This window comes from Actinacidiphila sp. bgisy160 (assembly GCF_965342435.1).
GTDB lineage: Bacteria > Actinomycetota > Actinomycetes > Streptomycetales > Streptomycetaceae > Actinacidiphila.
This window is the reverse complement of the sequence record NZ_CBDRCM010000104.1, coordinates 1-7,837: the sequence shown is the minus strand read 5'-3', so window position 1 is coordinate 7,837 and position 7,837 is coordinate 1. Positions and strand designations below refer to the sequence as shown.

The following is a 7,837-nucleotide window of genomic DNA, read 5'->3' as shown; positions in this document are numbered from 1 at the left end:
TGCGGGGGGGGGGGGGTGCCCCCCCCCCCCGCCCCGGCACACGGCTCTGTCAGACGGCGTCCAGCTCCGCGATCTCCTCGGCGGTGAGCACGAGTTCCACCGCGGCCACCGAGTCGCGGATCGTCTCCGGACGGCTGGAACCGGGGATCGGGATCACGTACGGGGACTTGGCGAGCATCCACGCCAGGCACACACGCTGCGGGCTGACCCCGTGGGCCTCGGCGACCCGGGCGAACGGCGCGTAGGACGAGCCGAGTTCGCCGGCCTGGGAGATGCCGCCGAGTGGGCTCCACGGCAGGAAGGCGATGCCGAGCCGGTCGCACAGCTCGAGCTCCGGCTCGCTGGAGCGGAACGCCGGGGAGAACTGGTTCTGCACGGAGACCAGGCGGCCGCCCAGGATCTCGTCGGCCTGCCGGATCTGGTCCGGGTTCGCGTTGGAGACGCCGGCCATACGGATCTTGCCCTCGTCGAGCAGGTCGCGCACCGCGCCGACGGACTCCGCGTACGGGACCTTGGGGTCGGGGCGGTGGAACTGGTACAAGCCGATGGCCTCCACGCCCAGCCGGCGCAGCGAGTCCTCACAGGCTCGCTTGATGTGCTCGGGCGAGCCGTCGAGGGTCCAGCGGCCGTCGCCGGGGCGCAGGTGGCCGCCCTTGGTGGCGACGAGGACGTCGGAGCCGCGCCCGTGGGACGCGAGCGCCTTGGCGATCAGGGTCTCGTTGTGGCCGACCTCGTCGGCCCGCAGGTGGTAGGCGTCCGCGGTGTCGATCAGCGTGACACCGGCGTCGAGCGCCGCGTGGATGGTGTCGATGGACCGTGCCTCGTCCGGCCGGCCCTCGATCGACATGGGCATGCCGCCCAGGCCGATCGCGCTGACATCGGTGTCGCCGATGCGGCGAGTCTGCATGTGTCCGTGGCCTTTCTCGGCTTACGTGCCGGCGCGAGCGTGCCGACTGCGTACTGATGGCGTGCCGGCACGGCCGGGAACGTGCCGCGGCCGTGCGGGCACGGGGTCAAGCCTGGTCGGAGCTGCACCCACACGTCCAATAGAAGAAAGCGAACGCATTCAGGAGCTAGGCTTCTGAATCATGGAGCTTCGCCATCTGGAGTACTTCGTCGCGGTCGCGGAGGAGCACCACTTCACCCGCGCCGCCGAACGCCTCATGATCTCGCAGTCGGGCCTGTCCGCCTCCGTGCGCGCCCTGGAGCAGGAGCTCGGAACGCCGCTGTTCGTGCGCAGCACGCGCAGTGTGGAGCTGACCGCGGCGGGCCGGGCCCTACTGGACGAGGCCTGCCGCACGCTGGCGAGCGTGCGGGCCGCGAAGGAGGCGGTGGCGGCGGTGCAGGGCCTGTTGCGCGGTGTGCTCACCATCGGCACCGAGCAGTGCCTGGCCGGCATCGACGTGCCGGCGCTGCTGGCCCGCTTCCGCGCCCGGCACCCGGGCGTCGAGGTCCGGCTGCGGCAGGCCGGATCGGCGGCCCTGGTGCAGGACATCATCAGCGGCCGGCTCGACGTGGCGTTCACGGCCCTGAGCGGCGAGGCGCCCGAGGGGGTGCGGCTGCGGCCGATCACCCGGGCCCCGATGGTCCTGCTGTGCCATCCCGGGCACCGGCTGGCCGGGGCGGACACGGCGGGCTGGGCGGATCTCGGCGGCGAGGAGTTCGTCGACTTCCACCCCGACTGGGGCGCGCGCGGGCTCACCGACCGGGCCTTCGCCGCGAACGGCGTGCAGCGCCGGGTGGCCCTGGAGGTCAACGACGTGCACAGCCTGATCGACCTGGTCCACCACGGGCTGGGCATCGCCGTCGTGCCGCGGCCCATCGCGCGCAAGGAGCACGCCGCGGGACTGCGCACCGTGACGCTGGCGGGCGCCGAGGACCACGTCTGGGAGGTGTCGGCCGCCCTCCCCACGGAGGACCGGGTCTCCCCGGCCGCCCGCCAGCTGCTGTCCTATTTGCCGTGACGTGACCTCCCGCGCCCGCGCCGAAGGCCCCGCCGGACCGGCGGGCATCGGCACCGGCGCGCACACTGGTGCCGGGGGCGCGCGGCACGCCCGGGTGCGCGGCGCTCGCGAGCACGACCTGCGCGACATCGACGTGGACGTCCCGCGGGACGCGCCGGCCGTGTTCACGGGCGTCTCCGGTTCGGGCACGTCCTCGCTCGCGTCCGGCAGGATCCACCCGAGCTGCAGCGCGGCCGCCGCGGGCACACCGTGTACCTGCTGGACGAGCTCACCACGGGGCCGCACCCGGCCGATGTCGAACTGCTGATGCGGCAGTTGCACGGGCTGGTGGACGCCGGGCGCTCGGTCCTCGTGATCGCGCACGAGATGAGCGTCGTGTCGGGTGCCGACCGGATGATCGACCTGGGTCCCGGCGGCGGGGACACCGGAGGCGGGGTCGTCGCCACCGGGCGGCCCACGGAGGTGGCGGGGGCGGACGGGAGCCGTACGGCGCCCTATCCGTCGCGCCGGCTGACGGGCTGACCGCTCACCGCCCGGCCCGCCCACCGGCTCACACGGCCCGCCAGCCGCTCCAGCGCCGTACGGAGATCTCCACCACCGGGCCTCCGGGCGGACGGCCGCAGTACTGGGGGTACTTGGCGGTCAGCAGGGCCACGAGGCGGGCGGCCGCGGCGGATCCGCCGGCCGCGGGCAGGACGCGGGCCGTGCCGTCGGCGCGGGCCCACCACAGCACGTCCCAGTCCTCGTCGTAGTGGTCGGCGAGGAGGCAGACCGACCGGTTGGCGTCGATGTTGGCCAGGCGTTTGAGGTGCGTGGTCCGTTTGGGTTTGTGGTCCACGGCCAGCGCGACCGTGTCGCCGTCCACGGCGAAGACCACCGGCACCAGGTGCGGCACTCCGGCGGCGTCGGCGGTGGCCAGGTGGGCGACGCGCGCGGCGGTGAAGCGCCGCCGCGCCTCGCCGCTCGTCAGGGCCGGCATCCGGCCCTCCCCTCGTCGTGGCCCGCCGGTCAGCGGAAGCGGCCGGCGAGCGCGGCCAGTCGGTCCAGGTGCTCCAGCGTCTCCCCTTCGGGCAGCGTCGGCAGGTAGAGCAGCACCCGTTCGACGCCGAGTCTCCGGTAGGCCTCGAGTTGCTCGCGGTCGCCGCGGACCCCGTAGACCGTCACGGGCACGTCGCGCCCCGCGACCTCGCGCAACCGCGCGATGCGCGGGCCGAGATCGTCCGGCGCGTCGCTGTTGGCGAGCCAGGCGTCGCCGAATTCGGCGACCCGGCGGAACGCGCCCTCGCCGCCGCCGACGTAGATCGGCGGGTGCGGCCGCCGCACCGGCTTGGGCCAGGCGAAGACGGGGTCGAAGTCGACGAACCGGCCATGGAACTCGGCCTCGTCCGCGGTCCACAGCTCGCGGATCGCCCGCAGGCGTTCATTGGTGAGCAGGCCGCGCGTGGCGGGGTCGGCGCCGTGGTTGCGCATCTCCTCGCGGTTCCAGCCGACACCGACACCGAAGACCGCGCGGCCGTCGGAGACCAGGTCGAGGGAGGCCACCTCCTTGGCCGTGTGGATCGGGTCGCGCTGCGGGATCAGCGCGATCCCGGTGCCCAGCAGCAGGCGCCGGGTGACGGCGGCGATCACGGCGAGGGCGACGAAGGGGTCGAGGGTGCGGTAGTACATCTCCGGCAGCTCGCCACCCCCGGGGTAGGGGCTCTCGCGCCGCACCGGGATGTGGCTGTGCTCGGCGATGAACAGCGAGTCGAACGCCCGTTCCTCCAGGGCGGTTCCGAGCGGGGCGGGGCGGATGCCCTGGTCGGTGATGAAGGTGGAGATCCCGATTTTCACGACGGCTCCGTGGGTTGCGGCGGTGAGGGGTCGGCCCCGCTGTGCTCCCTACCCCGCCCGGGGGTCCGTGCGCCCACGACCACCCGGGCGGAGCACCGCGCCGGGCCCCGCCGCGCCGGACCGGCGCCGCGCGCCGCGGCGGTGCGCGGCGCCGCCGAACTCCCGGGATCCGCCCGCCCCCACCCGCCGTTCACCGGCAACGTCCGCGCGCCGGGGGCGAGTAGGATCCGTCGCCGTCCACCGAGTTGCACGACCGGATGCGGGGTGGTGGCCTGAAGGTGTGTCGTGCCGGGGAGGCAGGGATGGCGGCAGCGTCGATGCGTACGGTCCGGCTGTCCTCGAGGGACGTCCCCGCGCTCGGCCAGGGCACCTGGCACCTCGGTGTGGACCCGGGCCGCCGCCGCGAGGAGATCGCCGCCCTGCGGCTCGGCCTGGACCTGGGCATGTCGATCGTCGACACCGCCGAGATGTACGGCGACGGCGCGGCGGAGGAACTGGTCGGGGAAGCCGTCGCGGGACGTCGTGCCGAGGTCTTCCTCGTGAGCAAGGTGCTGCCCCGGCACGCCGACCGCCGTGGTGTGGTCGCGGCCTGCGAGGCGAGCCTGCGGCGGCTGCGGACGGACATCCTGGACCTGTACCTGCTGCACTGGCGGGGGCGGCATCCGCTGGAGGAGACCCTGGCAGGATTCACCGAGCTGATGGCCGCCGGCAAGATCCGCACCTGGGGGGTCAGCAACCTGGACGCCGCGGACATGGCAGAACTGGTCGCCCTCCCGGGCGGGTCGGCGGTCGCGGTGGACCAGGTGCTCTACAACCTCACCCGGCGCGGCATCGAGTGGGACCTGCTCCCCTGGTGCCGGCGCAACCGGGCCGGCGTCATGGCGTACTCCCCCGTCGAGCAGGGCCGGCTGCTGCGTTCCGCACCGCTGCGGGCCGTGGCGGACGGCCTCGGCGCGACGCCCGCCCAGGTGGCACTGGCGTGGGTGCTGGAGCAGGGCGTCGCGGCGATCCCGCGCTCGGGGCGGCCGGAACACGTGCGCGAGAACCGCGCCGCGGCGGACCTCCGGCTTCCTCCGGACGCGCTGGCGGCGCTGGACGCGGCCTTCCCGCCGCCCGGCGGACCCGTCCCGCTGGAGGTGCTCTGAGCCGCGCCGTGCCTGGTCAGCGGGCCGGCGGCGCGGGTGCGGGTTCCGGCGCGGACGCCGGCGCGGGTTGCGGTGCGGGGGCCTCGAGGAGCCGCTCGATGCCCAGGTCGAGGGCCGCCTCCAGGTGCGTGAGCGAACCGGTCGACATCAGGATCGAGACCCCGCCCTGGATGCCCGCGAGGAGGGCGGCCGCGGCGCGGTCGGCGTCCAGTCCCGGGGAGATCTCCCGCTGCTCCTGCATGACCCGGATGCCGGTGGTGATCTGGGCCTGCCACGACGCGAGGAGTTCCCTGGTGACGGCCTGCGCGCCGGGCGTGGCGGGGTTCAGCTGCGAGGTGAGCGTGCCGAGCGGGCACCGCTGCCCCTGCCGTCGGTAGCGTTCGACGACCGCGTCACGCCAGTCGTGCCAGGCCTGCCAAGAGGTGAGCGCGCCAAGGTGCGGCTGCTGGTCGGACAGGACCCGGCCGGCCTCGTGCCGCGCCACGGCGAGCAGCAGTTCCTCCTTGCCGCCGGGGAAGTAGTGGAAGATCTGGCTCTTGCTGGTGGCCGTGCGGGCGCGGATGTCGTCCAGGGTGGTCTCGGCCGCGCCGCGCTCACGGATCTCCTCCGCGGCGCCCTCGACGATGCGTTCCCGGGTGGCGGCGCCCTTGGCCGTCAGTCGTGCCTTCATGTCACCATCCTGCCACTTTCTGGACTTGGAGGTCCATTTTTCAGGTGGCGCCTTGCCCGCTCCCAGCCGGTCCACGGAGAAAGTCGCGGCAGCTGACCCAGCGACTCACCGGGCGGACGGCCCTGGTCACCGGCTCCACCACGGGCCTCGGCGCCGCCATCGCGGCGGCCCTGGCCGCCGATGGGCTCCCCGGACTGCGCCGACCTGTCCCCCGGCATGCTCACGGCCTGGGGCCGGTCGCCGCACCAGGCGTGCCGCCGCCCAGGGGCGCGGGAGGGCATCACCCGGCCGGCCCCCCGTGACATGCGGGCGCGCGGGCCCACGACGAGGCTGGGCGGTGGTGTAGTCGGAGGGCTCCGACTCTCCCCGTCGCAGCCCTCATCGCCATGAGTCGGGCCCCTGCCGCAACGACGCGGCGGGGGCCTGCGGCGTGCTGAGGGAGCCTTCCGCCAGGAGCGCCCCGAGCCGGCGCTCTTCGGCAACGGCACTCCTCCCTGCGGAGTGCGGCCCTACCGCGTGCCCTCGGTGAAGATGTCACTGTGCCCGCTGAAGATGACGATCTTCTCAATCAGATCCCCATTGAGGTGGAGGACCTCGGATCCCAGCGCCCTCTTGCTTCCCGGGAAGCCGAAATCCCAGCTCCAGTGGATGAATTCCTTGTTCTGAAGGTGGCTCACGAGCCGGCCGCTCAGGGGCGGGGCCTTGCGCTGCACGACGCTGATGTAGTCGTTGATGGCATCTCGCCCCGCGAAGACATCCTCGGGCTCCATGATCTTGATGTCCTCGGTGTAGATCTCCTCCATCGCCTTGGCGCGCTCGGCCGCATCCGGGATCATCCAGACCTCCAGGTGCTTGGCGATGAGCACCCGGGCGCGGTCCGACCCACCGGTCAGGGACAGGTGGAGCCGGGAGATCCGCCCCTCGGCGTCCAGGGAGACGGAGACATGGCCGTTTCCGCAGGACCCGTTGCCCTGCAGGTCCAGTCCGGCCTGGCTCCACTTGCCGGTGATGGAGCCGCCGGCCTCCACGGAAGCCGTCCAATGGTGCTTGGACTCCTTCCACTTGGCCACCTGGTCCCGGTGGAAGTCGACGGCCGGCTCCCGGCCCTGGACCATTTCCCCGCTGTGCATCAGCAGCACGTTCTCCGCGAGGATTTCACGGAGGTCTTCCAGGGCGGACCGGTCATTGTCGGCCGCGTTCACGATCTCGAAATAGCGGTCAAGTACTGTCGTCATGCTTGGGTTCCCTTGTTGGTGGCACATGCCCAGATGTGCACTTGTCGTTGGAAAAGCGGATTCCGCGTCTCTTCCCTCTTCGCGGCCAGTGCCACGGAGCGAAGGAAGTCGAGCGAGGTGGTGAAGGCGACCCGGCTCGCCTCCCGGTTTGCGAGGCCACCGGCGAGATGCTGGTGACCACGACGTCGTCGGCCGGGGTTGTACAGGCGACCGCAACGGTGAGGTCGCCCGTGGTCGTGGCGTCCGCCGCGTGACGGCTGTCCGACGGAGGGAAGTCAGGCGCCGGTGTCGCGCAGGATCCGCAGGTCGCCCGTCGCCTGCAGACTCTCGAGCAGCGGTTCCACTTCCCGGGGTTTCCCCACCTCGTCGAGGAAGCCGACCATCAGGTCTCGGGCCACGGGCGGTGTGGTCGCGATGACCCGCTGCGCGAAGTCCTGCCATTGCGCGGGGGTGATGTGCTCGCGGAGCGCGGGGAAGAGGAGCGGCTCCTCATGGGCCAGGTGGTCGTGCACCGTGTCGCGCACTGCGGCGGCCGCGTCCCTCAGTGCGGCCCGCACTCCGTCCGCCCCGGCGCCGTCGCCGAGGCCTGCGCCGGCGGCCTCACCGGCCCCGTCCGCGACCTGGCCGCCGCTCAGGTTCACCGAAGCCAGCAGGTCGAGGGCCGCGTCCAGTCGCTTGTGCTCCTCGCTGAGCGCGGCGAGACCGCGCTCAGCGGCCGACGCCGCCGCGACGATCCGCGGCCACAGCTCGTCGTCCTCGGCCTCGTGGTGATGGCGCAGGTTCGCAACAAGGAAGTCGCGCAGCTGTGCCAGGGCGCCGATCGGTACCGAGGGGCGGACGGCCGCCTCGGCCAGCAGGGTGGTGGCCACGCGGTGGACCTGATGGACACGCCAGGTGTCAGTGACCGCCTGGGAGTCAGACGCATCTTCCGTCATGGAGTGGACCATATTCACGAGATGCCTCTATAGTCAATACGGTGACCACTCGGAC

At 72.9% G+C, this 7,837-nt stretch carries 8 protein-coding genes and 1 pseudogene; 3 read left to right on the top strand and 6 right to left on the bottom strand.

The features are described from left to right. Positions 1-49: 49 nt before the first annotated feature. The gene (locus ACRWNP_RS36605; protein WP_431969247.1) at positions 50-907 is read right to left on the bottom strand and encodes an aldo/keto reductase; all 858 of its coding nucleotides are present in this window, start codon (positions 905-907) and stop codon (positions 50-52) included. A gap of 181 nt (positions 908-1,088) precedes the next feature. On the opposite strand from ACRWNP_RS36605, the gene ACRWNP_RS36600 reads away from it, so the two are divergent. Both ACRWNP_RS36600 and ACRWNP_RS36595 read left to right on the top strand, forming a co-directional pair. Beyond that, positions 1,089-1,964 (top strand): LysR family transcriptional regulator, encoded by an 876-nt coding sequence (locus ACRWNP_RS36600; protein WP_431969246.1) that lies wholly within the window; start codon positions 1,089-1,091, stop codon positions 1,962-1,964. Positions 1,965-2,183: 219 nt separating this feature from the next. Continuing rightward, positions 2,184-2,486: pseudogene (locus ACRWNP_RS36595) on the top strand (ABC transporter); the annotation flags it as partial. A gap of 28 nt (positions 2,487-2,514) precedes the next feature. Here the strand turns inward: ACRWNP_RS36595 and ACRWNP_RS36590 are convergent. Together ACRWNP_RS36590 and ACRWNP_RS36585 are read right to left on the bottom strand one after the other, a co-directional pair. After that, positions 2,515-2,943 (bottom strand): TIGR03668 family PPOX class F420-dependent oxidoreductase, encoded by a 429-nt coding sequence (locus ACRWNP_RS36590; protein ID WP_431969244.1) that lies wholly within the window; start codon positions 2,941-2,943, stop codon positions 2,515-2,517. A 29-nt stretch (positions 2,944-2,972) separates the two neighbouring features. Beyond that, on the bottom strand, positions 2,973-3,797 hold the full coding sequence (locus tag ACRWNP_RS36585; protein ID WP_431969242.1) for an LLM class F420-dependent oxidoreductase: 825 nt from the start codon (positions 3,795-3,797) through the stop codon (positions 2,973-2,975). A gap of 302 nt (positions 3,798-4,099) precedes the next feature. Between ACRWNP_RS36585 and ACRWNP_RS36580 the strand changes: the two genes are divergently transcribed. Further along, complete coding sequence (locus tag ACRWNP_RS36580) at positions 4,100-4,942, top strand: aldo/keto reductase (protein ID WP_431969240.1); 843 nt, start codon at positions 4,100-4,102, stop codon at positions 4,940-4,942. A 16-nt stretch (positions 4,943-4,958) separates the two neighbouring features. Here ACRWNP_RS36580 and ACRWNP_RS36575 read toward each other — a convergent pair whose 3' ends face one another. From ACRWNP_RS36575 to ACRWNP_RS36565, 3 genes are all read right to left on the bottom strand, one after another. Next, positions 4,959-5,612, bottom strand: coding sequence for a TetR/AcrR family transcriptional regulator (locus tag ACRWNP_RS36575; protein WP_431969238.1), 654 nt, complete (start codon positions 5,610-5,612; stop codon positions 4,959-4,961). Between the two features lie 509 nt (positions 5,613-6,121). Then, on the bottom strand, positions 6,122-6,847 hold the full coding sequence (locus ACRWNP_RS36570; RefSeq protein ID WP_431969236.1) for a hypothetical protein: 726 nt from the start codon (positions 6,845-6,847) through the stop codon (positions 6,122-6,124). Between the two features lie 275 nt (positions 6,848-7,122). Then, positions 7,123-7,782, bottom strand: coding sequence for a hemerythrin domain-containing protein (locus tag ACRWNP_RS36565; RefSeq protein ID WP_431969234.1), 660 nt, complete (start codon positions 7,780-7,782; stop codon positions 7,123-7,125). Positions 7,783-7,837 lie beyond the last annotated feature (55 nt).

What these genes read in the sequence shown, in the direction of transcription:
- ACRWNP_RS36605 (WP_431969247.1), bottom strand. Translation starts at nt 907, where the DNA reads ATGCAGACTCGCCGCATCGGCGACACCGATGTCAGCGCGATCGGCCTG.
- ACRWNP_RS36600 (WP_431969246.1), top strand. Translation starts at nt 1,089, where the DNA reads ATGGAGCTTCGCCATCTGGAGTACTTCGTCGCGGTCGCGGAGGAGCAC.
- ACRWNP_RS36590 (WP_431969244.1), bottom strand. Translation starts at nt 2,943, where the DNA reads ATGCCGGCCCTGACGAGCGGCGAGGCGCGGCGGCGCTTCACCGCCGCG.
- ACRWNP_RS36580 (WP_431969240.1), top strand. Translation starts at nt 4,100, where the DNA reads ATGGCGGCAGCGTCGATGCGTACGGTCCGGCTGTCCTCGAGGGACGTC.
- ACRWNP_RS36575 (WP_431969238.1), bottom strand. Translation starts at nt 5,612, where the DNA reads ATGAAGGCACGACTGACGGCCAAGGGCGCCGCCACCCGGGAACGCATC.
- ACRWNP_RS36570 (WP_431969236.1), bottom strand. Translation starts at nt 6,847, where the DNA reads ATGACGACAGTACTTGACCGCTATTTCGAGATCGTGAACGCGGCCGAC.
- ACRWNP_RS36565 (WP_431969234.1), bottom strand. Translation starts at nt 7,782, where the DNA reads ATGACGGAAGATGCGTCTGACTCCCAGGCGGTCACTGACACCTGGCGT.